The organism is Streptococcus infantis, assembly GCF_047460875.1.
Taxonomy (GTDB): domain Bacteria; phylum Bacillota; class Bacilli; order Lactobacillales; family Streptococcaceae; genus Streptococcus; species Streptococcus infantis_AA.
The window spans coordinates 216031-241372 of the sequence record NZ_JASHFI010000001.1 but is presented as its reverse complement, the minus strand read 5'-3'; the positions used below and the strand labels follow the sequence as shown (position 1 = coordinate 241372).

23 protein-coding genes and 2 pseudogenes are annotated in these 25342 nt (G+C 38.8%); all 25 read left to right on the top strand.

What is annotated here, in order from left to right; translation table 11 throughout:
* The first annotated feature begins 57 nt into the window (after window positions 1-57).
* The 25 genes and pseudogenes from xseA to QM887_RS01105 all read left to right on the top strand — a co-directional run bounded on the left by xseA (window position 58) and on the right by QM887_RS01105 (window position 25342).
* Entirely contained in the window at window positions 58-1398 is a 1341-nt protein-coding gene (gene xseA / locus QM887_RS01225) for an exodeoxyribonuclease VII large subunit (protein WP_414270146.1), read from the top strand.
* Window positions 1376-1588 carry an exodeoxyribonuclease VII small subunit gene (locus QM887_RS01220; protein WP_281334887.1) on the top strand — a complete coding sequence of 71 codons (213 nt, stop codon included), beginning with the start codon at window positions 1376-1378 and terminating at the stop codon, window positions 1586-1588. Before xseA ends, QM887_RS01220 begins: the two co-directional genes overlap by 23 nt.
* Window positions 1585-2460, top strand: a complete 876-nt coding sequence (locus QM887_RS01215) for a polyprenyl synthetase family protein (protein ID WP_414270145.1) — start codon at window positions 1585-1587, stop codon at window positions 2458-2460. The genes QM887_RS01220 and QM887_RS01215 overlap by 4 nt, the downstream gene beginning before the upstream one ends.
* A complete protein-coding gene (locus tag QM887_RS01210; protein WP_414270144.1) occupies window positions 2453-3268 on the top strand; it encodes a TlyA family RNA methyltransferase in 816 nt (271 codons plus the stop codon). Before QM887_RS01215 ends, QM887_RS01210 begins: the two co-directional genes overlap by 8 nt.
* Window positions 3261-3692 carry an arginine repressor gene (locus tag QM887_RS01205; RefSeq protein WP_414270143.1) on the top strand — a complete coding sequence of 144 codons (432 nt, stop codon included), beginning with the start codon at window positions 3261-3263 and terminating at the stop codon, window positions 3690-3692. The genes QM887_RS01210 and QM887_RS01205 overlap by 8 nt, the downstream gene beginning before the upstream one ends.
* Before the next feature lie 6 nt (window positions 3693-3698).
* Window positions 3699-5366 (top strand): DNA repair protein RecN, encoded by a 1668-nt coding sequence (recN, locus tag QM887_RS01200; RefSeq protein WP_414270142.1) that lies wholly within the window; start codon window positions 3699-3701, stop codon window positions 5364-5366.
* Complete coding sequence (locus QM887_RS01195; RefSeq protein WP_414270141.1) at window positions 5367-6095, top strand: metallophosphoesterase family protein; 729 nt, start codon at window positions 5367-5369, stop codon at window positions 6093-6095. It abuts the gene before it with no gap.
* A gap of 78 nt (window positions 6096-6173) precedes the next feature.
* Window positions 6174-7997, top strand: a complete 1824-nt coding sequence (gene lepA / locus QM887_RS01190; RefSeq protein WP_414270140.1) for a translation elongation factor 4 — start codon at window positions 6174-6176, stop codon at window positions 7995-7997.
* Window positions 7998-8099: 102 nt separating this feature from the next.
* Window positions 8100-8446, top strand: a pseudogene (tnpA, locus tag QM887_RS01185) (IS200/IS605 family transposase); the annotation flags it as partial.
* Window positions 8447-9028: 582 nt separating this feature from the next.
* Window positions 9029-9504 (top strand): annotated as a pseudogene (locus QM887_RS01180) (hypothetical protein); the annotation flags it as partial.
* Between the two features lie 227 nt (window positions 9505-9731).
* A complete protein-coding gene (locus QM887_RS01175) occupies window positions 9732-10208 on the top strand; it encodes a PTS sugar transporter subunit IIA (protein WP_414270139.1) in 477 nt (158 codons plus the stop codon).
* Window positions 10209-10247: 39 nt separating this feature from the next.
* The gene (locus QM887_RS01170; RefSeq protein ID WP_075230278.1) at window positions 10248-10553 is read left to right on the top strand and encodes a PTS sugar transporter subunit IIB; all 306 of its coding nucleotides are present in this window, start codon (window positions 10248-10250) and stop codon (window positions 10551-10553) included.
* A 45-nt stretch (window positions 10554-10598) separates the two neighbouring features.
* Window positions 10599-12074 (top strand): PTS galactitol transporter subunit IIC, encoded by a 1476-nt coding sequence (locus tag QM887_RS01165; RefSeq protein WP_075230279.1) that lies wholly within the window; start codon window positions 10599-10601, stop codon window positions 12072-12074.
* Between the two features lie 88 nt (window positions 12075-12162).
* Window positions 12163-13071 (top strand): aldose 1-epimerase family protein, encoded by a 909-nt coding sequence (locus tag QM887_RS01160; protein WP_414270138.1) that lies wholly within the window; start codon window positions 12163-12165, stop codon window positions 13069-13071.
* Between the two features lie 257 nt (window positions 13072-13328).
* A complete protein-coding gene (gene lacA, locus QM887_RS01155; protein WP_000029280.1) occupies window positions 13329-13754 on the top strand; it encodes a galactose-6-phosphate isomerase subunit LacA in 426 nt (141 codons plus the stop codon).
* Between the two features lie 148 nt (window positions 13755-13902).
* A complete protein-coding gene (lacB, locus tag QM887_RS01150; protein WP_001216925.1) occupies window positions 13903-14418 on the top strand; it encodes a galactose-6-phosphate isomerase subunit LacB in 516 nt (171 codons plus the stop codon).
* A 10-nt stretch (window positions 14419-14428) separates the two neighbouring features.
* A complete protein-coding gene (locus tag QM887_RS01145) occupies window positions 14429-15358 on the top strand; it encodes a tagatose-6-phosphate kinase (protein WP_414270137.1) in 930 nt (309 codons plus the stop codon).
* A gap of 1 nt (window position 15359) precedes the next feature.
* Entirely contained in the window at window positions 15360-16340 is a 981-nt protein-coding gene (gene lacD / locus QM887_RS01140) for a tagatose-bisphosphate aldolase (protein WP_414270136.1), read from the top strand.
* A gap of 229 nt (window positions 16341-16569) precedes the next feature.
* On the top strand, window positions 16570-17406 hold the full coding sequence (locus QM887_RS01135) for a PRD domain-containing protein (protein WP_414270135.1): 837 nt from the start codon (window positions 16570-16572) through the stop codon (window positions 17404-17406).
* Window positions 17407-17440: 34 nt separating this feature from the next.
* Entirely contained in the window at window positions 17441-17758 is a 318-nt protein-coding gene (locus tag QM887_RS01130) for a PTS lactose/cellobiose transporter subunit IIA (RefSeq protein WP_001078322.1), read from the top strand.
* Window positions 17758-19449 carry a lactose-specific PTS transporter subunit EIIC gene (locus QM887_RS01125; RefSeq protein WP_414270134.1) on the top strand — a complete coding sequence of 564 codons (1692 nt, stop codon included), beginning with the start codon at window positions 17758-17760 and terminating at the stop codon, window positions 19447-19449. Before QM887_RS01130 ends, QM887_RS01125 begins: the two co-directional genes overlap by 1 nt.
* 213 nt (window positions 19450-19662) lie before the next feature.
* Entirely contained in the window at window positions 19663-21069 is a 1407-nt protein-coding gene (gene lacG, locus QM887_RS01120) for a 6-phospho-beta-galactosidase (RefSeq protein WP_414270133.1), read from the top strand.
* A 42-nt stretch (window positions 21070-21111) separates the two neighbouring features.
* Window positions 21112-21366, top strand: a complete 255-nt coding sequence (locus QM887_RS01115) for a DUF3884 family protein (RefSeq protein WP_075231579.1) — start codon at window positions 21112-21114, stop codon at window positions 21364-21366.
* A 307-nt stretch (window positions 21367-21673) separates the two neighbouring features.
* Window positions 21674-24259 (top strand): pneumococcal-type histidine triad protein, encoded by a 2586-nt coding sequence (locus QM887_RS01110; RefSeq protein ID WP_414270132.1) that lies wholly within the window; start codon window positions 21674-21676, stop codon window positions 24257-24259.
* Window positions 24260-24412: 153 nt separating this feature from the next.
* The gene (locus tag QM887_RS01105) at window positions 24413-25342 is read left to right on the top strand and encodes a metal ABC transporter solute-binding protein, Zn/Mn family (protein WP_414270131.1); all 930 of its coding nucleotides are present in this window, start codon (window positions 24413-24415) and stop codon (window positions 25340-25342) included.

Sequence of the window (25342 nt, the reverse complement as noted above, 5' to 3'; positions counted from 1 at the left end):
TAAGCATATTTTTGGTATAATAATACCCAGGAAACTAGAGAAAAGAAGGAGGTAGAGATGGAAAAGTATTTATCGGTTACAACTTTGACCAAGTATTTAAAAATGAAATTCGATAAAGACCCCTATTTGGAACGGGTATATTTAACTGGTCAAGTCTCTAACTTCCGTAAGCGTCCAACCCATCAGTATTTTTCTCTTAAAGATGACCGAGCGGTTATTCAGGCGACCATTTGGTCGGGTGTCTACCAACGTTTGGGATTTGACTTGGAAGAAGGGATGAAGATTAATGTAGTTGGTCGCGTCCAAGTCTATGAGCCAAGTGGAAGCTATTCGATTATTATTGAAAAAGCTGAACCAGATGGTGTTGGTGCCTTGGCTATCCAATTTGAACAGCTTAAGAAGAAACTGGCAGAAGAAGGTTTATTTCAAGAACGCTTTAAACAATCTTTACCACAATTTTCAAAAAAAATAGGTGTGGTGACCAGTCGAAGTGGTGCTGTGATTCAAGATATCATCACTACAGTCAGTAGACGCTTCCCTGGTGTGGAAATTGTCTTATATCCTACAAAAGTTCAAGGTGAGGGTGCTGCAGAGGAAATTGCTCGTAATATTGCAAGAGCCAATGAACGAGATGACTTAGATGTTCTGATTATCGGCCGTGGTGGTGGATCCATTGAAGATCTATGGGCCTTTAACGAGGAGATAGTTGTTCGTACCATTTTTGAATCACGATTACCCATTATTTCAAGTGTGGGCCACGAAACAGATGTCACCTTGGCTGATTTTGTTGCGGATAAGAGGGCTGCGACACCGACAGCTGCTGCTGAACTCGCTACACCAGTAACAAAGTTAGACCTTTTGACCTACCTTCAGAATCAAGAGAAGCGGATGACTACAGCTGTTAAACATACTTTATCAAAGAAAAAAGAAGCTTTGAGAAACCTCAGTCAATCTGTCATCTTTAGACAACCAGAACGATTGTATGATGGATATTTGCAACGATTGGATCAGTTACAGTTGCGACTGAAGCAAGGATTAAATGCCGAATTGGTTCGAAATCAACAAAAGGTTCAAGAACAAATCCACCGATTGGAACAATCATCGCCAATCATCAAGATTCAGCGTTACCAGGATCGTATTCAACAATTACAAAAATTAATACGTAGCCAGATGGCTGTGACCTATGATGCAAAAGTAGCTGAAGTAAAACGTCTATCAGAAGCTCTCCTTATGCTAGATACTAGTCGAATCGTAGCAAGGGGTTATGCTATCGTCAAGAAAGGCGAAGTAGTCGTCGCTTCGGCGAAAGATTTGAAAGAAAATGACCAAGTATCACTGTTGATGCGGGACGGTCAGGTAGAATTAGAGGTAAGAAATGTCAAAACAAAAGAAATTTGAGGAAAATTTAGCAGAGCTTGAGACTATTGTTCAAAGTTTGGAAAATGGGGAAATTGCACTAGAAGATGCCATTGCTGCTTTTCAAAAGGGAATGCTCTTGTCAAAAGAATTGCAAGCTACTCTTGACAAGGCTGAAAAGACCTTGGTCAAAGTCATGCAAGAAGATGGAACAGAAAGCGAACTCCTATGAACAAGCAGGAAAAATTAGCTTTGGTTGAGTCAGCTCTTGAAGACTTTTATGGTGACCAACAATTTGCATCCAGTTTAAGAGAAGCTGTTCTTTATTCCATACATGCAGGTGGTAAACGGATTCGTCCTTATTTACTCTTAGAAGTTTTGGAGTCCCTTCAACTTTCCATTACACACGGACATGCACAAGTTGCAGCGGCGCTTGAAATGATTCATACAGGAAGCTTGATTCATGATGATCTTCCAGCAATGGATGATGATGATTACCGTCGAGGTCGTTTAACCAATCATAAGAAATTTGGTGAAGCCCTAGCTATTTTAGCAGGTGATGCCCTCTTTTTAGATCCTTATGCCTTGATTGCCCAAGCAGATTTACCGAGCCAAACTAAGGTAGATTTAATAGCAAATCTATCACTTGCTTCTGGTAGTATGGGAATGGTAGCTGGTCAAGTATTGGATATGGAAGGTGAAGGAAAACACTTGAATTTAGAGGAACTTCAGACTATCCATGCTAATAAGACCGGTAAACTTTTAGCCTTTCCTTTTCAAGCAGCTGGAATCATTGCTGGATTGGATAAAAATCTTCAAAATCAACTTAAAATGGTTGGAGAACTGATTGGACTTGCTTTTCAAGTGAGAGATGATGTCCTTGATGTTACAGCAAGTTTTGAGGAAATCGGTAAGACACCTCAGAAAGATTTGCAGGCTGAAAAGTCAACCTACCCTGCTTTGTTGGGATTAGACCAAGCGATAGCGTTTTGCAATCAAACTTTGGATCAAGCTAATGCGAAACTTGAAGAGATTAGTCAAGTTGTGAGCTTTGACAAGGAACCAATTGTAAAAATAGTAGAAAGTTTGAGAATCAATGGCTAAGGAAAGAGTAGATGTACTAGCATATAAACAAGGTTTATTTGAAACTAGAGAACAAGCCAAACGAGGAGTTATGGCAGGTTTAGTAGTCGCTGTACTTAATGGGGAACGGTTCGATAAGCCTGGAGAAAAAATTCCTGACGATACAGAGTTGAAACTCAAGGGTGAGAAGCTCAAGTATGTTAGTCGTGGTGGTTTGAAGCTAGAGAAGGCTTTAGAAAAATTTGATTTAACTGTTGAAGATAAAACGACCATTGATATCGGAGCTTCTACAGGAGGATTTACTGATGTCATGTTACAAAACGGTGCTAAACTAGTTTTTGCAGTTGATGTCGGGACTAACCAGCTTGCTTGGAAATTACGCCGGGATCCTCGTGTTGTCAGCATGGAACAGTTTAATTTTCGCTATGCTGAAAAAACTGACTTTGAAGAAGAACCGAGTTTTGCCAGTATCGATGTTAGTTTTATCTCCCTAGGCCTCATTTTACCAGCCTTGCACCGAGTTTTAGCTGATCAAGGGCAGGTTGTTGCTCTAGTTAAGCCTCAGTTTGAGGCTGGACGTGAGCAGATTGGTAAGAATGGGATTATCAGAGATGGCAAGGTGCATCAATATGTACTGGAAACAGTTACCGAAATGGCAGTTAGAGAAGGTTTTTCTGTCCTAGGATTGGATTATTCTCCGATACAAGGAGGACATGGAAATATTGAATTCTTAGCCTATTTACGGAAGGAAGACCAGGCAAGCAATCAGGTTGTTACTGAAATAGAAAAAGTTGTAGAGAGAGCACATAGAGAGTTTAAAGATGAATAAAAAAGAGAGACTTGAAAAGATTAGAAGATTTGTAACAGATTATCAAATCGGTACCCAGGAAGAAATCGTCGAGCATTTGAAAGAGGCCGGTATTTCTGCAACACAAGCAACTGTATCACGAGATATAAAGGAACTTGGAATTGTCAAAATTCCATTAAAAGATAATACTTACATCTATGAACTACCTAAATCAATCGTTAGAAGTTTGCAATTGGCAGAAAATAACATTATCGATTGTGAACGCATGGGGAATATGATTAATTTGAAGGTTATCCCAGGAAATACTGCTTTCGTCAAGAGTCAGTTGGCAGATTCATTTGCTGATCAAATTTTTGGCTGTATTGCTGATGATAACTCCATCTTGATGGTATTGAGAAGTGAAGAAACAGCCAAAGAAATTTTTGAGCAAGTTAAAAATTGGTAGGTTTATATGTTACTGGAAATTTCGATTAAAAATTTTGCCATTATCCAATCAATCTCTCTGAATTTTGAAGAAGGGATGACTGTTTTGACTGGTGAAACAGGGGCTGGAAAGTCAATCATCATCGATGCTATGAATATGATGTTGGGAGCGAGAGCTACGACCGATGTGATTCGTCACGGTGCTCCTAAAGCTGAAATTGAAGGTCTTTTCTCACTTGAAAATAGTCGGGTTTTACAAGAAATTTTTGACGAACAAGGCTTGGAAATGAGTGATGAAATCATTATTCGTCGCGAGATTTTGCAGAATGGTCGAAGCATCAGTCGTGTTAACGGGCAAATGGTTAATCTTTCCGTTTTAAAGGCTATTGGTCAACAGTTGGTTGATATTCATGGTCAGCATGATCAGGAAGAACTAATGAGACCACACCGACATATTCAGATGCTGGATGAGTTTGGTGATACTGACTTCTTTGAATTAAAAGAAGCCTATCAGACTAGCTTTGATGATTATCGTCAAATGCGCAAACAAGTTCTTGATATCAAGAAAAATCAGCTAGAACATAAGGCGCGAATTGAGATGTTGGAATTTCAAATGGCTGAAATTGAAGCAGCTAATTTGAAAGCAGGTGAAGATGTTACCCTCAATCAAGAACGGGACAAACTTCTTAACCATAAAAATATTGCGGATACCTTGACAAATGCTTATAGTATGCTTGATAACGAGGAGTTCTCAAGTCTAGCAAATGTCCGTTCAGCTATGAATGATATGGAAGGGCTTGAAGAGTATGATCCAGAGTATCGTGAGATTTCAAGCTCCCTTTCTGAATCCTATTATGTTTTAGAAGATATCACCAAGCGCTTGGAATCCATCATCGATGATTTGGATTTCGATGGGAATCGCCTCATGCAGGTTGAGAGTCGTTTGGATTTAATTCACACCATTACACGTAAATACGGTGGTAGTGTGGACGATGTCTTACTCTATTTTGAAAAAATTACAGATGAGTATAATCTTTTAACGGGGAACAATCTCTCGTCTGAGGATATGGAAGTCGAACTCAAGAAACTTGAAAAGAATCTTGTGGACCTAGCGGGTCAAGTTGCTCAAGCTCGGCATCATTTGGCACAGGACTTAGAAGCTGAAATTAAGCAAGAATTGCAAGACTTATACATGGAAAAAGCCCAATTTCAAGTACGATTCACCAATGGAAAATTTAGCCGAGAAGGAAATGAAAGTGTTGAATTTTATATATCAACCAACCCTGGTGAGGACTTTAAACCCTTGGTAAAAGTAGCGTCTGGTGGTGAGTTGTCTCGTCTCATGTTGGCCATCAAATCAGCTTTTTCTCGTAAGGAAGGAAAAACTAGTATTGTCTTTGATGAAGTAGATACTGGTGTTTCAGGTCGTGTAGCTCAAGCAATCGCGCAAAAAATTCATAAAATTGGGCAGCATGGTCAAGTCTTAGCTATCTCACACTTACCGCAAGTGATTGCCATAGCGGACAATCAGTTCTTTATCGAGAAAGTTAGTGATGAGAATTCTACAGTTTCAACGGTTCGTTTGTTGAGTTTAGAGGAGCGTGTAGAAGAAGTTGCTAAAATGTTGGCTGGTGAAGACGTGACCGAAGCAGCTCTGACACAAGCAAGAGAACTGTTAAAAGGTAAGGAGAAATAGATGACAGAATACTATGTAATTGGAGATGTTCACGGAAAAGCCGGAATGCTTGAGGACCTACTAAAGACATGGGATGGGAAGACACAACTTATTTTTCTTGGAGATTTGATTGACAGAGGTGAGGATAGTCGTCGGGTTCTAGAGATGGTCAAGGACTTGGTAGATAACCAGAGGGCAATTTGTTTGTCTGGGAATCATGAGTATATGTTTTTAACCTGGTTAGACAATCCAGAAGAGAGTTACGATCATTACCGTAGAAATGGTGGAGATACGACCATCAACTCTATTTTAGGTCGGCCTTTGGATGCTCCGGTTGATGCTATTGCAGATGCTAAACGAGTTGAGACCGAAGCAGCAGACCTAGTTGCTTTTATTCGTCAAATGCCCTTTGTGATTGAAACAGAACATTATATATTTGTTCATGCAGGTATTGATTTGACCTTGGAAGATTGGCACGAAACTACAGATTATAAGAAAGTCTGGCTCAGAAAACCCTTCCATGAAGCAGAAAATCATACTGGGAAAACAATTGTCTTTGGGCATACTCCTGTTTATGGTTTGTTGGATCAAAAACCTGGCACATCTGAACTCTGGATAACAGAAGATGGTAAAGTTGGTATGGATGGGGGAGCTGTCTATGGTGGTGTTCTTCATGGTATTATCTTTACAGATCAAGGCATGACTGAGCGTCATTATATTGAAAATGACGGTTTTATTGCTGAAGATTAGTACTCCTAACAGGGTATGGTCTTGTCAAAATGTTAAAAACAATTTATAATTAATAGATACCCTGAAAGGAAGAGAATCATGAACTTAGAAGATTTGAAAAAACGACAGGAGAAGATTCGTAACTTTTCCATTATCGCTCATATTGACCATGGGAAGTCGACACTAGCAGACCGTATTTTAGAAGCGACTGAAACAGTTTCTAGTCGCGAAATGCAGGCTCAACTACTTGATAGTATGGATTTGGAGCGTGAGCGTGGAATTACGATTAAGCTCAATGCTATCGAGCTGAATTATACGGCTAAAGATGGTGAGACCTATATTTTCCACTTGATTGACACACCAGGGCACGTAGACTTTACTTATGAAGTATCGCGTTCGCTTGCTGCCTGTGAAGGAGCTATTTTAGTGGTCGATGCAGCCCAAGGGATTGAAGCTCAAACCCTTGCCAACGTCTACCTTGCTTTGGATAATGATTTGGAAATTATGCCAGTCATCAATAAAATTGACCTGCCAGCAGCAGATCCAGAGCGCGTGCGTACAGAAATTGAAGATGTCATTGGTTTGGATGCTAGCGAAGCAGTTTTGGCTTCTGCCAAGGCTGGTATCGGTATCGACGAGATCCTCGAGCAAATTGTAGAAAAAGTTCCAGCACCAACTGGTGATGTTACTGCACCACTTAAGGCTTTGATTTTCGACTCAGTTTACGATGCTTATCGTGGAGTTATCCTCCAAGTTCGTGTCATGGATGGGGTAGTCAAACCTGGTGATAAGATTCAGCTCATGAGCAATGGTAAAACCTTTGATGTTACTGAGGTCGGAATATTCACACCCAAAGCAGTAGGACGTGACTTCCTTGCGACAGGTGACGTTGGTTATATTGCAGCATCTATCAAGACTGTTCAAGACACTCGTGTCGGTGATACAGTTACCTTGGCGGTAAACCCTGCTTCAGAACCCCTATCTGGATACAAGCAGATGAATCCGATGGTCTTTGCGGGTCTCTATCCAATTGAGTCAAACAAGTACAATGACCTACGTGAAGCCCTTGAAAAATTGCAACTCAATGATGCTAGTCTTCAGTTTGAACCAGAAACATCCCAGGCACTTGGATTTGGTTTCCGTTGTGGTTTCCTCGGCCTTCTTCATATGGATGTTATCCAGGAACGTTTGGAACGTGAGTTCAACATCGACCTCATCATGACAGCTCCGTCTGTTATTTACAAAGTTAATTTGACCGATGGTGAGTCTATGGACGTCTCTAACCCATCTGAGTTCCCAGACCCAACTAAGATTGCGACCATTGAAGAGCCTTATGTTAAAGCGCAAATCATGGTACCGCAAGAGTTTGTTGGAGCAGTGATGGAGCTAGCTCAGCGCAAGCGTGGGGATTTTGTGACTATGGATTATATTGATGAAAATCGTGTCAATGTTATCTATCAAATCCCACTAGCTGAAATTGTCTTCGATTTCTTTGACAAACTGAAATCATCTACTCGTGGCTATGCAAGCTTTGACTATGAATTGTCAGAGTACAGACCATCTAAGCTTGTGAAAATGGATATCCTTCTCAATGGAGACAAGGTGGATGCCCTCAGCTTTATCGTTCACAAGGATTTTGCTTACGAACGTGGAAAACTCATCGTTGACAAGCTCAAGAAAATCATTCCTCGTCAGCAATTTGAAGTTCCAATTCAAGCAGCTATTGGACATAAGATTGTTGCTCGTACAGATATCAAGGCCCTTCGTAAGAATGTACTTGCCAAGTGTTACGGTGGTGACGTTTCTCGTAAACGTAAACTCCTAGAAAAACAAAAAGCTGGTAAGAAACGAATGAAAGCTATCGGCTCAGTTGAAGTACCCCAAGAAGCCTTTCTTAGCGTCTTGAGTATGGATGAAGAATAGTTTTTGCTCAAGAATAGTAGTGATTTCAAGAAAAAAATAAGCTAAATATAAAATAATGATTTTTTAAGTGTCAAAATACAGTTATATTTTGACACTTTTCTTATTATCGAAAGACACTTGATGCCAGATCATCTACATATGTTCGTAAGTATTCCGCTAAGGATAATTGTTTCGAGTTTCATGGGTTATTTAAAAGGTAAAAGTGCACTTATGATGTTTGATAAACACACCAATATCAACTACAAGTTTGGAAATCGACATTTCTGGGCGGAAGGTTATTATGTACTTAATGAAGCCACAATTAAGAAATATATTCAAGATTAAAGAAATTATCCAGTGGATGATTTCTTCACGAGTATGAAAATTTGAGAACGAGTAAAGATGATATAGCACTAGATAAATTAAGTGTAAAAGAATATGAAGATCCCTTTAGGGATAGTAGCAAGTAATACTCACGCCTTTTTAAGAGGCAAGTGACGAGTCAAGAGCAATGAGGCTTGAACAAGGTGAAAGCCAGCGTCTTTAGGCGCTGGCTGGTAATTTGGGCTTATAGCGTTCTGGTGCAAACCAGCCGTTAGATGGTGGTTATGTTTTTTTGATTTTTTTCAATTTTTATTCTACAATAAAATTATATGAAGAGAAGGCGGTAACAATATGCTTAAGGCGAAAATTTTTTATGTATTTTTATTTTTGATCGTTGTCGAAACTACAGGCTTGTTGTTGTTGAAAAGAGGTCTCGAAATGGGTTATTTAGACACAGGAGCTATTATCCTCGCAATTTTTTCATTTGCTTTTTACAACCTATGTTCATTCGTTTGGGTCTACTTTACAATAAAAAATAAATAGACGTATTTTTAGTCAGAACCTCTCAAAAAACGCATTTTCTTGCACCTGCTCCGTAAATGTGTTATACGAATTCTGCGAAAAAGTGATAGTTTTCTAAGTCAGGAGCAACGGAAAAGCCCCAGCAGTGCAAGTGCTGAGGCTTTATTTGCGTGGTTGCGAATCACGTCCGGCCCAGTGGCACTTAATCATCGTCTATCTTATTTAGCCAAACGGAGGAAACTAAAAAAGTTGGTTCCGATAATTATGGTTATGTAAAAATACCAAAATCATGGATACAGTTCAAAGAGATTGAAGGTGGAGATAATTTCCAGTACTGTGATGTAACTGAAATCAATATTGTAATTCTCAATACCTTAAAATCAGAGCAATTCGGAATTTCAGAGAGCGAATATGCTGCACTAGTAATAGTTCAAATTTCGAATAGTATCTATGATTCAAAACTATATAAACAAGACTTTACGAAAATTTGTCGATCTAAGTCTACTATTGGAGGATATGAAGCTTATGTTGTTAATTATATTGCAGAAATGGAAAATATTTGATTACAAGTATCTTTAAATCAGACAACAGTAAGTTTCGATATGTATCCCTTGAAGGAGAAGTGGAAACATTAAAAACAATGCTTCCAATGGTTGAAGAAAGTTGGGCAACAAAAAAATAATAAATAATAGGAGCAGGTTCAAGTTTTAAAAGCCTGCTATTTTCATGGATAGGAGCTAAAATAGAGGATTAAAAATAACTGTCAATATTTCTGTTTGAAAGTGATTGTCGGGGCTTTATCAAACAAAAAAATAAAAAATCAAACAAAATACAACAAAAAATATTGACAACGGTTTCATATAGTGTTATACTTAGACCATAAAAGTTAAAGAAAGAAGGGAGAATGTTATGGGATTAGGTCATTTCTTTGACAAAGACTTAGTGTTTTGCTTAGAAGCGGATAATCAAGAACAACTCTTTGATCAGGTTGCAACTTTATTAGAAGAACGTAAAATTGTTACGGATACTTATCGATCGGCTTTGATCGAACGTGAAAAGTCATTTCCAACAGGTTTAGATATGGAATTTTTAGGGAAAGACTTGCCAAACGTAGCGATTCCTCACACTGATACCATTCATAACCTTACTGAAAATGTAGTTGTAGTACGTTTAGAGAAGCCAGTTACATTTCACAATATGATTGCTCCTGACAAGGAAGTGGACGTTTCACTACTCTTCTTTATCATCAACAACTCAAGTTCAAGCCAAACAAATATCCTAGCTCAGTTGATGGACTTCTTTACTGGTAATGGACATCTGGCAGATTTAGCTAAGATTACAGAACCAGAAGCTTTATTCCAATATATCTCAGAAGCAACAGCTTAATTTGTAAATTAAAAAAATAACAAAACGGAGGAAATCCAAATGATTAAAATTCTTGCTGCGTGTGGTGCAGGTGTTAACTCAAGCCACCAAATTAAAAGTGCTCTAGAAGAAGAGCTTTCTAGCCGTGGATATGATGTTCACTGTGATGCAGTTATGGTAAAAGACGTCAACGAAGACTTGATTAAAGGTTATGACATCTTCACACCTATCGCTGCTACAGATCTAGGCTTCGATCCTGGTATTCCAGTTGTTGAAGCTGGACCAATCTTGTTCCGTATTCCAGCTATGAGCGCTCCAGTCTATGACAACATTGAAGCAGCAATCAAAGAACACGGACTAAGCTAATTATTACTTTGTTAATATTCCATAAAAAATAAAGGGAGGAAAATTATGGATTTCATTATCAATCTGGCCAACGATTTCTTTAAACCTATCTTGGCTATGGGTGGCCCAATCATCATGCTGATCATTTTGACAGTATTGGCCTTGCTTTTCGGAGTGAAATTCTCCAAAGCACTTGAAGGTGGTATCAAACTTGCCATCGCTCTTACAGGTATCGGTGCGATCATCGGAATGCTTAACGGAGCTTTCTCAGCTTCTCTTGCAAAATTCGTTGAAAATACTGGTATTCAATTGAACATCACCGACGTTGGTTGGGCACCACTTGCTACAATCACTTGGGGTTCTGCCTGGACACTTTACTTCTTGCTTGTGATGTTGATTGTCAACATTGTGATGCTTGCAATGAAGAAAACTGATACACTTGACGTTGATATCTTCGATATCTGGCACTTGTCTATCACAGGTCTTTTGATCAAATGGTACGCTGACAACAATGGAGTTAGTCAAGGAGTTTCACTCTTCATCGCGACTGCAGCAGTTGTCCTAGTAGGGGTTCTTAAAATCATCAACTCTGACTTGATGAAACCAACATTTGATGACCTTCTTAACGCACCAAGTTCATCACCAATGACTTCAACTCACATGAACTACATGATGAACCCAGTTATCATGGTTTTGGATAAGATTTTTGATAAATTCTTCCCTGGTCTTGATAAATTCGACTTTGATGCTGCGAAATTGAACAAGAAAATCGGTTTCTGGGGTTCTAAATTCTTTATCGGTTTCATCCTTGGTATCGTTATCGGTTTGATGGGAACTCCACATCCAGTTGCTGGAGTAGAAGATGCATCTTCATGGGAACTTGTTATTAAAGGTTGGTTGTCACTTGGTTTGACTGCCGGTGTCTGCTTGGAGCTCTTCTCATTGATCGGTTCATGGTTCATCGCTGCAGTAGAACCACTTTCACAAGGTATTACTAACGTTGCTACTAAACGTCTTCAAGGACGTAAATTTAACATCGGTCTTGACTGGCCATTCGTAGCTGGTCGTGCTGAAATCTGGGCTTGTGCTAACGTACTTGCACCAATCATGTTGATCGAAGCTGTGCTTCTTTCTAAAGTCGGAAATGGTATCTTGCCACTTGCTGGTATCATCGCTATGGGTGTAACTCCAGCCCTCTTGGTAGTTACTCGCGGTAAATTGCTCCGTATGATTATCTTCGGAACACTTTTGTTGCCACTCTTCCTTCTTTCAGGAACACTTATTGCACCATTTGCAACAGAACTTGCTAAAGGTGTAGGTGCCTTCCCAGAAGGTGTAAGCCAAACTCAGCTTATTACTCACTCAACACTTGAAGGACCAATCGAAAAACTTCTTGGTTGGACAATTGGTAACACTACAACAGGTGATATCAAAGCAATCCTTGGTGCTGTAGTATTCCTTGCTTTCTATATTGGTATCTTTGCTTGGTACAGAAAACAAATGATCAAACGTAATGAAGAATATGCAGCTAATGCAAAATAATTCGCTCCTAAAAATGTAAATTGTAAAAACTAGGTTGTCAGTTTCCAAGTATGGAGTCGGCAATCTAGTTTTTTTAGGGAAAAAATTAATGGAGGTAACCCTAGTGATTGAATTAAAATCAGATCAGTTAAATGTACAATTTCAGACCTTTGGAGGTGCACTTACTTCAATAAAAGACAAGGATGGAATTGAGTACTTGTGGCAAGGAGATCCAACTTACTGGAGTGGACAAGCACCTGTTTTATTTCCAATTTGTGGATCCGTTAGAAATGATACTGTCTTATATCATCAAGCAGATGGTAGTCAAGTAACAGGTAAAATTCCACGTCATGGATTGGTTCGAAAAAAAGAATTTGATTTAGTAGAACAAACAGAGAATTCTGTAACTTTTGCGATCGAAGATGACCAAGAAATGTATGAGAATTATCCCTATCATTTTCGTCTAGAAATAACTTATACAGTTACTGGAAAGACAATCCGTACTCAGTATCAAGTTACTAATAAGGAAACAGATAAAAAAATGCCATACTTTATTGGTGGACATCCTGGTTTTAACTGTCCTTTATTTGATGATGAAGCCTATGAAGATTACTATCTTGAATTTGAAAAGCCAGAAACTTGTACAGTTCCTAAACCATTCCCAGAAACAGGGATGTTGGATTTTCAAGATAGAAGTGGCTGGCTAAAGGATCAAAAGGAATTAGATCTAAATTATGATTTCTTTAGCTATGATGCTGTGACATTAGATGAATTAGCGTCTCGCTCTGTTTCTTTAAGGTCACGTAAGCATGATAAGGGATTAAAACTAGACTTTAAAGAGTTTCCAAACCTCATCGTTTGGTCAACTCTTAATAAAGGTCCCTTCCTTGCTCTGGAACCTTGGTCAGGTTTGTCCACATCACTTGAAGAGGGCGATCATCTAGAGGATAAGAAAAATGTTCGAATTTTAAATCCAGGTCAAAGTGATCAAATTGGTTTTGATATCGAAATTTTATAAAAATAAACAAAAACAAACATAAACTGTTGACTTTTTTAAACAATCGTAGTATATTATGTTTACAAAGAACAATTTGTGTTTGTTTTAACAAGTTATTCTTCCAATTTCTCTTAGGAGAAGTTTTTAAGAGTGATTAGATGAATCATTCTTAAACTAAAATAGTCAACAAAAACTACTAGTAACTGTTTGGTGATGGTCATTTTCTTTCCAGAACCAAAAAATTTTTACTGGTCTATTATAAAAAAGGAGTATACAATATGTCTATTGTTATTGGTGCAGATGCTGCAGGTTTGAGATTGAAAGAAGTCGTTAAAGATTTCTTGGAAAAAGAAAACTTCCACGTTGTGGATGTTACAGCTGAAGGTCAAGACTTCGTTGATGTAACTCTTGCAGTTGCTGAAGAAGTTAAAAAAGAAGAACAAAATCTTGGTATTGTCATTGATGCTTATGGTGCAGGTCCATTTATGGTTGCAACTAAAATCAAAGGAATGGTTGCTGCAGAAGTTTCTGACGAACGTTCAGCTTATATGACTCGTGGTCACAACAACTCACGTATGATTACTATGGGTGCTCAACTTGTTGGTGACGAATTGGCTAAGAATATCGCTAAAGGCTTTGTAAATGGTAAGTATGACGGCGGTCGTCACCAAATCCGTGTCGACATGTTGAACAAAATGTGCTAATACTCTTCAAAAATCAAGATAATCTGTCGTCAGCTCACTTTAGCTAACCTCAGTTATGCTCGCAGCTCGCTTCCTAAGCTAATCTTGATTTTTCTTGAGTAAGGATAAATGATATTAGATTTATATAATTAAACGGAGGGAATAACTAATGAGAATTGCAATTGGATGTGACCACATCGTAACAAATGAAAAAATGGCGGTTTCAGAATTTTTGAAATCAAAAGGACATGAAGTCATCGACTTTGGTACTTATGACCACGCTCGTACTCACTACCCAATCTTTGGTAAAAAAGTTGGTGAAGCAGTAGTTAGTGGCCAAGCTGATCTTGGTGTATGTATCTGTGGTACTGGTGTAGGTATCAATAACGCTGTTAACAAGGTTCCAGGTGTTCGTTCTGCTTTGGTTCGTGATATGACAACAGCTCTTTATGCAAAAGAACAATTGAATGCCAATGTTATCGGATTTGGTGGTAAAATCACTGGTGAGTTGCTCATGTGTGATATCATTGAAGCTTTCATCAATGCTGAATACAAACCATCAGAAGAAAACAAAAAATTGATCGCTAAAATCCAACACGTTGAAACTCATAACGATCATCAAACGGATGCCAACTTCTTTACAGAGTTCCTTGAAAAATGGGATCGCGGTGAATACCACGACTAAGAGGTGACTCATGATTTTAACAGTCACAATGAACCCATCCATTGATATTTCCTATCCTTTGGATGAATTAAAAATTGACACTGTCAACCGTGTTGTCGATGTTACGAAAACAGCGGGTGGAAAAGGTCTCAATGTTACACGAGTTCTATCAGAATTTGGTGATTCTGTAGTCGCAACTGGACTTGTTGGTGGTAAACTAGGTGATTTTCTAGTTGAAAATATTGATGATAAAGTTTCGAAACGTTTCTTTTCTATCCAAGGGGAAACTCGTAACTGTATCGCAATTCTACATGGAGAAAATCAAACAGAAATCCTAGAAAAAGGTCCTGAAGTTCAAGAAAAAGAAGGTCAAGATTTCTTGGCTCATTTCAAAGAACTTTTAGAGACTGTAGAGGTAGTAGCCATTTCAGGTAGTCTACCAGCAGGACTTCCTGTTGACTATTATGCTAGTCTAGTTGAACTTGCTAACCAAGCTGGTAAACCTGTTGTCTTGGACTGTTCAGGAGCTGCACTTCAGGCGGTTCTTGAATCTCCACATAAACCAACGGTTATCAAACCAAATAATGAAGAATTGTCTCAACTTTTGGGTAGAGAAATTTCTAAAGACTTGGATGAATTAAAAGAGGTTCTTCAAGAGCCCCTATTTGAAGGAATTGAGTGGATCATCGTTTCCTTAGGTGCTAATGGTGCCTTTGCAAAACACGGGGACACTTTCTATAAAGTGGATATTCCAAGAATACAAGTTGTAAACCCAGTTGGGTCAGGTGATTCAACCGTTGCAGGTATTGCATCAGGTCTTTTCCATAAAGAATCTGATCAAGAATTGCTGACTAAGGCGAATGTCCTTGGTATGCTAAATGCTCAAGAAAAAATGACCGGTCATGTCAATATGGCTAACTATCAAGGTCTATATGATCAACTAGTAGTGAAAGAGGTATAAAATGGTTTTAACAGAAAATAAACGTGCATGTTTGGAAAAACTCTCAGACGAAAATGGTATCATCTCAGCTCTTGCTTTTGACCAACGTGGTGCTTTGAAACGCCTCATGGCTCAATACCAAACAGAGGAGCCAACAGTAGCTCAAATGGAAGAACTTAAAGTCTTGGTAGCGGATGAATTGACTAAATACGCTTCATCAATGCTTCTTGACCCTGAGTATGGACTTCCAGCGACTAAAGCTCTTGATGAAAAAGCAGGTCTGCTCCTTGCTTATGAAAAAACAGGATACGACACAACAAGTACAAAACGCTTGCCAGACTGCTTGGATGTTTGGTCTGCAAAACGCATTAAAGAACAAGGTGCAGATGCTGTTAAGTTCTTGCTTTACTATGACGTAGATAGCTCTAACGAACTTAACCAACAAAAACAAGCCTATATCGAACGTATTGGTTCTGAGTGTGTGGCAGAAGATATTCCATTCTTCCTTGAAATCCTTGCTTACGATGAAAAAATTGCTGATGCAGGTTCTGCTGAATACGCTAAAGTAAAACCACATAAAGTTATCGGTGCTATGAAAGTCTTCTCAGACCCACGTTTCAACATCGATGTCTTGAAAGTAGAAGTTCCAGTTAACGTGAAATATGTTGAAGGCTTTGGTGATGGAGAAATCGTTCATACACGTGAAGAAGCAGCTGCTTTCTTCAAAGCGCAAGATGAAGCAACTAACCTTCCATACATCTACTTGAGTGCAGGTGTATCCGCTAAGCTCTTCCAAGAAACTCTTGTCTTTGCCCACGAATCAGGCGCAAACTTCAACGGAGTTCTTTGTGGACGTGCAACATGGGCTGGATCAGTTGAAGCTTACATCAAAGATGGTGAAGCAGCAGCTCGTGAATGGCTTCGTACAACTGGATTTGAAAATATTGATGAACTTAACAAGGTTCTTCAAACAACAGCTACTTCATGGACTGAACGAGTGTAAACTTCCCCCTTTATGTCCTAAAACCTAGCATAAAATTTTAAAAAAAGTTGTATGTAAAGGTTTACAAAAAATCATTCTTGTGATATACTAAAGTCACAAGTTAATACAAAGTGAGTGTTACTAAGTAATATTAGGCATGATCACAGATGACTCAGAGGTATATTTTCTGAGTTCATTTGTGGTCATTTTTTATGCTCACAAAACTTAATAATAGGGCAAGGAGGTTGCCATGTATCGGATATTAAATCCAATGAATAACAATGTTTCTCTCGTGCGGAATAGCAAGGGAGAGGAGTTGATCGTAGTTGGTAAGGGTATTTCGTTCGGTAAGAAGAAGGGAGATTTGATTTCTGAGGATCAGGTCGAAAAAGTTTTTCGGATGAAAACAGAAGAGTCGCGAGAAAATTTTATGGCTCTTCTCAAGGATGTACCGCTTGATTTTATTACGGTCACTTATGAGATTATTGATAATCTTTCTAAAAAATATCAATATCCTGTCCAAGAGTATCTATACGTCACTCTGACAGACCATATCTATTGTTCTTATCAGGCTATTAGCCAAGGACGCTATAAGGATAGTAACTTGCCTGATATTTCTGCAAAATATCCTATCGCTTTTCAAATTGCACAAGAAGCTTTTGAAATTTATCGTCAAAAACTGACAGAAAATTTTCCTGAAGACGAAATCATTCGTATCGCTTATCATTTCATCAACGCCGAAGGTGAGAATGAAGTCGAAGTTGTTGAGTCGATTGATAAGAGAAAGGAAATTTTAAAGAGGGTCGAAAGCGTTTTGAAGAGTTATAAAATCCAGCGAACACCTGAAAATAATAATTTCTACGACCGCTTTATGATTCATCTCAATTATTTCTTGGATTATCTGGATCGTAGTCGCGATGATAATCAATCCTTGCTCGATATGGAAGAACATATAAAGAATACCTATCCAGAAGCATTCGAGATTGGTAGTAAAATTTATGAGGTCATTGCTCAGGAAACTGGTCTTGATCTCTACAAAAGTGAACGAGTTTATCTTGTTCTACACATCCAACGTTTATTGTCATAATATTTACTAAAAATTATATAAGGAGAATTCTATCATGAATAGAGAAGAAGTAACATTGTTAGGTTTTGAGATTGTTGCCTATGCTGGCGATGCTCGTTCAAAACTCTTAGAAGCTCTGAAAGCTGCAGAAGCTGGTGATTTTGCGAAAGCGGATAGCTTAGTTGAGGAAGCTGGTAGCTGTATCGCTGAAGCACACCACGCGCAAACGAGTCTTTTAACCAAGGAAGCTGCAGGTGAAGATTTAGCCTATAGTGTGACCATGATGCATGGCCAAGATCACCTGATGACAACAATCTTGCTAAAAGATTTGATGCATCATTTAATTGAACTTTATAAAAGAGGAGCTAAATAATGAATAAGTTAATTGCCTATATTGAGAAAGGAAAACCTTTCTTTGAAAAACTATCTCGAAATATCTATCTTCGTGCTATTCGGGATGGATTTATCGCAGGAATGCCAGTCATTCTCTTCTCAAGTATTTTTATCTTGATTGCTTTTGTTCCAAACTCTTGGGGCTTTAAATGGTCTGATGAAGTAGTAGCACTTTTGATGAAACCTTACAGCTACTCTATGGGGATTCTAGCAGTCTTGGTAGCTGGTACCACTGCTAAATCTTTAACAGACTCCGTCAATCGTAGTATGGAGAAAACCAACCAAATCAACTATATGTCAACGCTATTGGCGGCTATTGTTGGTTTGTTGATGTTAGCAGCTGACCCAATCGAGGGTGGCTTTGCAACTGGTTTCCTTGGAACAAAAGGGTTGCTTTCAGCCTTCCTGGCAGCTTTTGTAACTGTAGCTATCTATAAGGTTTGTGTGAAGAACAACGTTACTATTCGCATGCCTGACGAAGTTCCACCGAATATCTCACAAGTCTTTAAAGACGTTATTCCGTTTACGCTTTCAGTTGTTTCTCTTTATGCTCTTGACTTGCTCGCTCGTCAATTTGTTGGTGCAAGCGTTGCAGAATCAATCGGTAAGTTCTTTGCACCTCTTTTCTCAGCAGCAGACGGTTATCTTGGTATTACAATTATCTTTGGTGCCTTTGCCTTCTTCTGGTTTGTCGGTATTCACGGCCCATCTATCGTTGAACCTGCGATTGCAGCGATTACATATGCAAATGCCGAAGTCAACTTGAACCTTCTTCAACAAGGTATGCACGCTGATAAGATCCTTACATCTGGTACACAAATGTTTATCGTTACCATGGGTGGTACAGGAGCAACTCTTGTGGTTCCATTCATGTTTATGTGGTTGTGTAAATCGAAACGAAATCGTGCTATTGGACGTGCTTCAGTAGTTCCTACATTCTTCGGTGTAAACGAACCAATCTTGTTTGGTGCACCACTTGTTTTGAACCCAATCTTCTTTATTCCATTTATCTTCGCACCTATTGCAAACGTATGGATCTTTAAGTTCTTTATCGAAACTCTTGGCATGAACTCCTTTACTGCCAACCTTCCATGGACTACACCAGGGCCTCTTGGTATTGTTCTTGGTACAAACTTCCAATTCTTGTCATTTGCTCTTGCAGCATTGTTAATTGTAGTGGATATTGCAATCTACTATCCATTCCTTAAAGTTTATGACGAACAAATTCTTGAAGAAGAACGTTCTGGTAAAGCCAACGATGAATTAAAAGAAAAAGTAGCAGCAAACTTCAATACTGCTAAAGCTGATGCTATCCTTGAAAAAGCTGGAGTAGAATCAGCACAAAATACAATCACTGAAGAAACAAACGTACTCGTTCTTTGTGCGGGTGGAGGAACAAGTGGTCTTCTTGCCAACGCCTTGAACAAAGCAGCAGCAGAATATAAGGTGCCAGTTAAAGCTGCAGCGGGTGGCTATGGAGCTCACCGTGAGATGCTACCTGAGTTTGATTTGGTTATCTTGGCACCACAGGTCGCTTCAAACTATGAGGACATGAAGGCTGAAACAGATAAACTTGGAATCAAATTGGCTAAGACTGAAGGAGCTCAATACATCAAGTTGACTCGTGATGGTAAAGGTGCTCTTGCATTTGTTCAAGCGCAATTCGATTAATGATAGGGACTGTAAAACAGTCTCCTATCATTACGGAAATCGCTATGGCGAATTTCCTAATCGCCTTGTTAATTCGTCGGTAAAAAAATATCGTTTTTACCTCCTTATGTCACAATTCGGTGACTTGCTACAAGAAGTGAGATGGAGATGGATGGCTCACTAACTCCTCTCCCCTCACTTTTCATTTTATCCAATCAAGAAATAGGTGAAAAAATGACAAAAACACTTCCAAAAGATTTTATTTTCGGTGGCGCAACAGCGGCTTATCAAGCAGAAGGTGCTACACATACAGATGGTAAAGGACCAGTTGCATGGGATAAATATTTAGCTGATAACTATTGGTATACAGCTGAACCAGCGAGTGATTTCTACCATAAATATCCAGTAGACTTAAAATTAGCAGAAGAATATGGTGTAAATGGTATTCGTATTTCTATTGCTTGGTCACGTATTTTCCCAACTGGTTATGGTGAAGTAAATCCGAAAGGGGTAGAATTCTATCATAACTTATTTGCAGAATGTCATAAACGTCATGTAGAACCGTTCGTAACTCTTCATCACTTTGATACACCTGAAGCTCTTCACTCAAATGGAGACTTCTTGAATCGTGAGAATATCGAACACTTTGTAGATTATGCTGCCTTCTGTTTCGAAGAATTTCCAGAAGTCAACTACTGGACTACTTTCAATGAAATCGGCCCTATCGGAGATGGTCAATATTTGGTAGGTAAATTCCCTCCAGGCATTCAGTATGACCTTGCCAAAGTATTCCAATCGCACCACAATATGATGGTTTCTCATGCGCGCGCTGTAAAATTATATAAAGATAAAGGATATAAAGGTGAAATCGGTGTTGTTCACGCCCTTCCAACTAAGTATCCATTGGATCCTAAAAATCCTGCAGACGTTCGTGCTGCTGAGTTGGAAGATATCATCCACAACAAATTTATCTTGGATGCTACATACCTTGGACACTATTCAGATGCAACAATGGAAGGTGTAAACCACATCTTATCAGTAAATGGTGGCAGCTTGGATCTTCGTGACGAAGACTTTGCAGCACTTGAAGCAGCTAAAGATTTGAACGACTTCCTTGGAATTAACTACTACATGAGTGACTGGATGGAAGCCTTTGATGGTGAAACTGAGATCATCCACAATGGTAAAGGTGAAAAAGGAAGCTCTAAATACCAGATCAAGGGTGTTGGTCGTCGTGTAGCTCCTGACTATGTACCTCGTACTGACTGGGACTGGATTATCTATCCTCAAGGATTATACGACCAAATCATGCGTGTGAAAAAGGATTATCCAAACTACAAGAAAATCTACATCACAGAAAATGGTCTTGGTTACAAGGATGAATTCGTTGATAACACTGTTTACGATGATGGCCGTATTGATTATGTGAAACAACACATGGAAGTTATTTCAGATGCCATTGCTGATGGAGCAGTAGTCAAAGGCTACTTCATCTGGTCACTTATGGATGTCTTCTCATGGTCAAATGGTTATGAAAAACGCTATGGTCTCTTCTATGTAGACTTTGAAACACAAGAACGCTATCCGAAGAAATCAGCTCACTGGTACAAGAAACTAGCTGAAACCCAAGTGATTGAATAGTACAACTAGTTATTAGGTATAGAATTTAAGCGAGGAAAGTTTATGCTGAAAGATTTTATCAAATCAATCTATGAAAAAGTTTATATTATTAACTTTGAACATTGCTCTCATGTACCATCCTTGACCAAAGAGCAACTTGCAAGTCTTGGAAAATGGTATGTCTCGACGGGTAAGGAGTGGATTTGTCATTCAGACTATGAATTTGAAGAATTTCAAAAGCTATTTTTAAATTTTGTCAACGCAGAAGATAAGGATAACATTTCCTTTGTTTCGGATTTTATGCCATTTCAACACTAAAATATTATAAAGAGGAATCTATCTCATACTAGGGGATATTCCTCTTTTTTATCTAGATTTTACCTGAAAGTCAAAAAAATTCTTGACAGATTTATGTGATAGGAGTAAACTATTAACTAGTTAAATAACTGGTTAAGCACATAAAGAGGTAACTCACTCTCTCAAATCTTCTTTGAAATATAGAAAATAGGAGGAGTTTTAAAAGTGATTTCGTTTTTCAATTATATAATTAACCAGTTAAGGAAGTTCTTTAGGAAAAAGTGTAGTTCTTTATTTAACGAATAAATGAAATAGGAAGTGTGTTTAGATGAAAATCAATAAAAAATATGTTCTTGGTTCGGTAGCTCTTTTAGCATTAAGCCTTTCAAGTTATGAACTGGGGCGTTTCCAAGCGGTACAGACTAGCAAAGAGCCTAATCGTGTAGCTTATATAGAAGGGAATCAGGCTAGTACTAAGACTGAAAATCTGACGCCAGATGAAGTTAGTCGGCGAGAGGGGATCAATGCTGAGCAGATTGTCGTTAAGATTACCGATCAAGGCTACGTAACTTCACATGGGGACCATTATCATTACTTTAATGGCAAGGTTCCTTATGATGCTATTATCAGCGAAGAACTTTTGATGAAGGATTCGAATTATCAACTTCGAAATGAGGATATTGTCAACGAAGTCAAGGGTGGTTATGTCATTAAGGTTGATGGTCGCTATTATGTATACCTCAAAGATGCATCCCATGCAGAAAATATTCGTAGTAAGGATGAGATCAATCGTCAGAAGCAGGAACATGGACATGGTGGCGGAACAAAAGTTAGCAATGAAGTTACCTTAGCAAGGGCTCAGGGACGTTATACAACGGATGACGGCTATGTTTTTAATGCAAGTGATATTATTGAGGATACTGGCGATGCTTACATCGTTCCACATGGCAATCATTTCCACTATATTCCTAAGAGTGACTTGTCTGCCAGTGAATTAGCTGCGGCCCAAACCTTCCTATCTGGTAAAGGTGGCCAAACAAGCTCACTTGGCTATCGTCCTTCAACAAATTCTTCTAGCAATAGCTCATCAGATTCTTCGAATAGTAGTACATATAGACAAACTAATCAAAGCAATGTTGAGGCAAATACTAGAAGATGGGCTCCAACTGTTAGCTCACAAGTGGATAATAGTTATCAAGCAAGTCCAAGTGAAGACGTATCTAGTCTTTTGAAACAACTTTATGCCTTGCCACTCAGCCAACGACATGTGGAATCAGATGGGCTTGTCTTTGATCCAGCGCAAATTACGAAAAGAACAGCAAATGGGGTAGCGGTACCTCATGGGGATCACTATCATTTTATCCCTTATTCTCAAATGTCTGATTTAGAGCAGAAGATTGCGAGAATGATTTCTGAAAATTATCAAGGAAATCATACAACTGCAGGTGGTAAAGAATTAAAACCAATTCCGACTCCAAGTCTTCCAAATCCAATCCCTGTTCCAGAGCCTACCCCAATACCAAGTCCTCAACCTGTACCAAATCCTCAACCAGCTCCAAGTAATCCAATTGATGGGAAATTGGTAAAACAGGCGATTCGAAAGGTGGTTGATGGTTATGTCTTCGAAGAGAATGGAATTTCGCGTTATATTTCTACCAAGGAACTTTCAGTAGAAACTGTTGTAGCCATTGATGATAAACTTGCCAAACAAGAAAGTTTGTCTCATGAGTTAGGAGCTAAGAAAACCAATCTTGCATCTGGTGATCAAAAATTTTACAACAAAGTTTATGATTTACTAGCAACAGTTCATCAAGATTTGATTTCCAATAAAGGGCGCCAAGCTGATTTTGACGGTTTGGATAGACTATTGGAACGTCTCAACGATGAGTCAAGTGATAAAGTCAAGTTAGTTGATGATATCCTTGCTTTTCTAGCGCCGATTCGTCATCCAGAACGTTTAGGAAAACCAAATGCACAAATAACTTACACAGATGATGAGATTCAAGTAGCCAAGTTGGCAGGCAAGTATACAACAGAAGATGGCTATATCTTTGATCCCCGTGATATCACCAGTGATGAGGGGGATGCCTATGTAACTCCGCATATGAGCCACAGTCATTGGATTAAGAAAGATAGTTTGTCTGAAGCTGAAAGAGCAGCAGGTCAAGCTTACGCTAAAGAGAAAGGTTTGACACCTCCTTCAACAAATCATCAAAGTTCAGGAAATACTGAAGCTAAGGGAGCAGAAGCGATTTACAATCGAGTAAAAGCAGCTAAGAAGGTACCACTTGATCGTATGCCTTACAATCTCCAACATACTGTGGAAGTTAAAAATGGAAGTTTGATTATACCTCATTATGACCATTACCATAACATCAAATTTGAGTGGTTTGACGAAGGACTTTATGAGGCACCTAAGGGGTATACTTTAGAAGAGCTATTTGAAACTGTGAAGTATTATGTCGAACATCCAAACGAACGTCCGCATTCAGATAGTGGTTGGGGCAATGCGAGCGACCATGTTCAAAGAAACCACAATAGTCAAGCTGCTAGCAATCAAACAGAGAAACCAACAGAGGAGAAACCTCAGACAGAAAAAATTGAGGAGGAAAAACCTCGCGAAGAAAAACCGAAAAATGAGAAAGCAGAATCTCCAAAACCAAAAGAACCAGAGGAATCTGAAGAAGAATCATCATCGGAACCAGAGGAACCTCAAGTTGAAACTGAAAAGGTTGAAGAAAAACTGAGAGAGGCGGAAGAGTTACTTAAAAAGATTCAGGATCCAATTCTTAAGTCCAATGCCAACGAAACTCTCACAGGATTAAAAAATAACCTGTCATTTGGTTCTCAGGACAACAATACTATTATGGCAGAAGCTGAAAAGCTATTAGTCTTGCTAAAGGAGAGTAAGTAACTATACAACTACTATAGAAGATAAAAAGGGAGCAGAATATGGATTCTGTTCTCTTTTTTATGAAATTGTGTAAAAATTCTTGACATATTTTCTAAATAAAGATAAAATGTTTACTAGTTAATTAAATGGTTAAATACTAGTTAAGGAGTTGTTATGAAAAAAAGAAGTATCCTATGGCTCATGCTTACCTTCCTTGCTCTCGTTTTAGGAGCATGTGGACAGAAGACCAGTCAAGACAAGAGTGATGAAACTAAGGGGATGAAGATTGTGACTAGTTTTTATCCTGTTTATGCCATGGTCAAAGAAATTTCAGGTGATCTAAATGATGTGCGGATGATTCAGTCTAGTTCTGGTATCCATTCCTTCGAACCTTCAGCAAATGACATTGCGGCCATCTATGATGCTGATGTCTTCGTCTATCATTCCCATACCTTGGAATCTTGGGCGGGAAGTTTGGATCCAAGCTTGCAAAAGTCCAAGGTAAAGGTCTTAGAAGCATCTGAGGGGATGACCTTGGAGCGCGTGCCTGGATTAGAAGATATGGAAGCTGGAGATGGGATTGATGAGAAGACCTTGTACGATCCTCATACTTGGTTAGATCCTGAAAAGGTCGCAGAAGAAGCACAGATTATTGCTGATAAGTTATCTGAACTAGACAGTGCTAACAAGGATACTTATCAGAAAAATGCACAAAGTTTTAGTGCTAAAGCTCATGATTTGACCAAGAAATACCAACCCATCTTTGAAAAAGCTAATCAAAAGACATTTGTGACCCAACACACAGCCTTTTCATATTTGGCAAAACGATTTGGTCTAAATCAACTTGGTATTGCAGGTATCTCTCCTGACCAAGAACCAAGCCCAAGACAGTTAACAGAAATACAGGAATTTGTAAAGACTTATAAGGTCAAAACCATCTTTACAGAGAGCAATGCATCATCTAAGGTAGCGGACACTCTTGTCAAATCAACAGGTGTGAGTCTTAAAACCCTCAATCCTTTAGAGGCAGACCCACAAAATGACAAGTCCTACTTGGAAAATTTAGAAGAAAATATGGCTATCTTAGCTGAAGAATTGAAATGA

Bases quoted from the DNA above. Each gene is read 5' to 3' on its own strand.
- lacA (WP_000029280.1), top strand. From the start codon at position 13,329: ATGTCTATTGTTATTGGTGCAGATGCTGCAGGTTTGAGATTGAAAGAA.
- recN (WP_414270142.1), top strand. From the start codon at position 3,699: ATGTTACTGGAAATTTCGATTAAAAATTTTGCCATTATCCAATCAATC.
- QM887_RS01130 (WP_001078322.1), top strand. From the start codon at position 17,441: ATGAATAGAGAAGAAGTAACATTGTTAGGTTTTGAGATTGTTGCCTAT.
- QM887_RS01135 (WP_414270135.1), top strand. From the start codon at position 16,570: ATGTATCGGATATTAAATCCAATGAATAACAATGTTTCTCTCGTGCGG.
- QM887_RS01220 (WP_281334887.1), top strand. From the start codon at position 1,376: ATGTCAAAACAAAAGAAATTTGAGGAAAATTTAGCAGAGCTTGAGACT.
- QM887_RS01210 (WP_414270144.1), top strand. From the start codon at position 2,453: ATGGCTAAGGAAAGAGTAGATGTACTAGCATATAAACAAGGTTTATTT.
- QM887_RS01145 (WP_414270137.1), top strand. From the start codon at position 14,429: ATGATTTTAACAGTCACAATGAACCCATCCATTGATATTTCCTATCCT.
- QM887_RS01175 (WP_414270139.1), top strand. From the start codon at position 9,732: ATGGGATTAGGTCATTTCTTTGACAAAGACTTAGTGTTTTGCTTAGAA.
- QM887_RS01125 (WP_414270134.1), top strand. From the start codon at position 17,758: ATGAATAAGTTAATTGCCTATATTGAGAAAGGAAAACCTTTCTTTGAA.
- QM887_RS01215 (WP_414270145.1), top strand. From the start codon at position 1,585: ATGAACAAGCAGGAAAAATTAGCTTTGGTTGAGTCAGCTCTTGAAGAC.
- QM887_RS01110 (WP_414270132.1), top strand. From the start codon at position 21,674: ATGAAAATCAATAAAAAATATGTTCTTGGTTCGGTAGCTCTTTTAGCA.
- QM887_RS01105 (WP_414270131.1), top strand. From the start codon at position 24,413: ATGAAAAAAAGAAGTATCCTATGGCTCATGCTTACCTTCCTTGCTCTC.
- QM887_RS01165 (WP_075230279.1), top strand. From the start codon at position 10,599: ATGGATTTCATTATCAATCTGGCCAACGATTTCTTTAAACCTATCTTG.
- lacG (WP_414270133.1), top strand. From the start codon at position 19,663: ATGACAAAAACACTTCCAAAAGATTTTATTTTCGGTGGCGCAACAGCG.
- QM887_RS01115 (WP_075231579.1), top strand. From the start codon at position 21,112: ATGCTGAAAGATTTTATCAAATCAATCTATGAAAAAGTTTATATTATT.
- lacB (WP_001216925.1), top strand. From the start codon at position 13,903: ATGAGAATTGCAATTGGATGTGACCACATCGTAACAAATGAAAAAATG.
- QM887_RS01195 (WP_414270141.1), top strand. From the start codon at position 5,367: ATGACAGAATACTATGTAATTGGAGATGTTCACGGAAAAGCCGGAATG.
- lacD (WP_414270136.1), top strand. From the start codon at position 15,360: ATGGTTTTAACAGAAAATAAACGTGCATGTTTGGAAAAACTCTCAGAC.
- QM887_RS01205 (WP_414270143.1), top strand. From the start codon at position 3,261: ATGAATAAAAAAGAGAGACTTGAAAAGATTAGAAGATTTGTAACAGAT.
- lepA (WP_414270140.1), top strand. From the start codon at position 6,174: ATGAACTTAGAAGATTTGAAAAAACGACAGGAGAAGATTCGTAACTTT.
- xseA (WP_414270146.1), top strand. From the start codon at position 58: ATGGAAAAGTATTTATCGGTTACAACTTTGACCAAGTATTTAAAAATG.
- QM887_RS01160 (WP_414270138.1), top strand. From the start codon at position 12,163: ATGGAGGTAACCCTAGTGATTGAATTAAAATCAGATCAGTTAAATGTA.
- QM887_RS01170 (WP_075230278.1), top strand. From the start codon at position 10,248: ATGATTAAAATTCTTGCTGCGTGTGGTGCAGGTGTTAACTCAAGCCAC.